2 protein-coding genes are annotated in these 1,296 nt (G+C 66.4%); both read left to right on the top strand.

What is annotated here, in order from left to right; translation table 11 throughout:
* Positions 1 to 66 precede the first annotated feature (66 nt).
* Positions 67 to 372: a transposase gene (locus tag ACFU53_RS48060; protein ID WP_075033595.1), complete on the top strand. Its 306-nt coding sequence runs from the start codon at positions 67 to 69 to the stop codon at positions 370 to 372.
* Positions 369 to 1,262 (top strand): IS3 family transposase, encoded by an 894-nt coding sequence (locus tag ACFU53_RS48055; protein WP_384007022.1) that lies wholly within the window; start codon positions 369 to 371, stop codon positions 1,260 to 1,262. Before ACFU53_RS48060 ends, ACFU53_RS48055 begins: the two co-directional genes overlap by 4 nt.
* Positions 1,263 to 1,296: the final 34 nt, after the last annotated feature.

Here is a 1,296-nt window from a genome sequence, read left to right as displayed (position 1 = left end):
TGAACCTTCCCCTTGATCGTGGACACCTGGAGACTGGGACGTGAGTTCCAGAGGAAGTAGTGCCAGGTGGGAAGTAAGAGCAACCGCAGCAGGCGGTACACGGAGGAGTTCAAACGGGACGCAGTCGCTCTCGTGCGTTCTTCCGGGAAGACCGTCACCGAGGTGGCCCGGCAGCTCGGGGTCAGCGCCGAGGGCCTGCGGAACTGGGTCAAGCAGGATGAGATCGACCGCGGGCAGGGGGCGCCGGGAGAGCTGACGACGGCCGAGCGTGAAGAGCTGCGCCGGCTGCGGAGGCTGGCCGCCGAGCAGGCGGAGACGATCGAGGTGCTGCGAAAAGCGGCGGTCTTCTTCGCGAAGGAGAGCGATCGATGAGCGAGGTGTACGCGTTCATCGAGGCGGAGAAGACCACCCACCATGTTGCTCTGCTGTGCCGGCTGCTGAAGGTGGCCCGCTCCTCCTTCTACGCATGGCTGGCCGGTGAGAAGACCAGGCGGGCGAAGCAGGCCGCGGACGATGTCCTGGCGCACGAGATCACCGTGCTGCACCTCGCCTCCCGCGGTGCCTACGGAGTGCCGCGCATCCACGCCGGACTGCGCCGGCTCGGGCACCGCGTGAACCGCAAACGGATCGAGCGTGTCATGCGTGAACGCGGCATCAGCGGCGTCACACGGCGCAGGCGAAAGGGCCTGACCCGCCCGGCCAAAAGGGCGGTGCCCGCCCCGGACCTGATCGCCCGCGACTTCACCGCACCGGCGCCGGGGATGAAGCTCGTCGGCGACATCACCTACATCCCCACCGATGAGGGCTGGTTGTATCTGGCGACCTGGCTGGACCTCGCAACCCGCGAGATCGTCGGCTACTCGATGGCTGACCACCACCGCGCATCCTTGGTCGTGGACGCGCTGGGCATGGCTGCCGGACGTGGCCGGCTCCAGCCCGGCTGCATCGTGCATTCGGACCGCGGCAGCGAATACACCTCAGACGAACTCCGGCGTGAGACAAGCCGGTTGGGGCTGCGGCAGAGCATGGGCCGCACGGGGTCGTGTTTCGACAACGCCGTCGCCGAGTCGTTCTTCGCGCTTTTGAAGGAAGAGATCGGCACCCGCTGCTGGCCGGACCGGCCGAGTGCCCGAGCGGAGATCTTCGCCTTCATCGAGATTTTCTACAACCGGCGGCGACTGCGGAAACATCCGGGCTGGGGCTACCTCACCCCGCTGGAGATCAGACAGCGACACGAACAAGGACACGCCCTCACGGCGTAAGCATCGAGTGTCCAGCATCACGGGGAAACTTCAA

The sequence above is a fragment of the Streptomyces sp. NPDC057474 genome (genome assembly GCF_042802555.1).
Taxonomy (GTDB): Bacteria; Actinomycetota; Actinomycetes; order Streptomycetales; family Streptomycetaceae; genus Streptomyces.
Note: the sequence above shows the minus strand (reverse complement) of the source record. Positions and strands in the feature narration are given on the sequence as shown.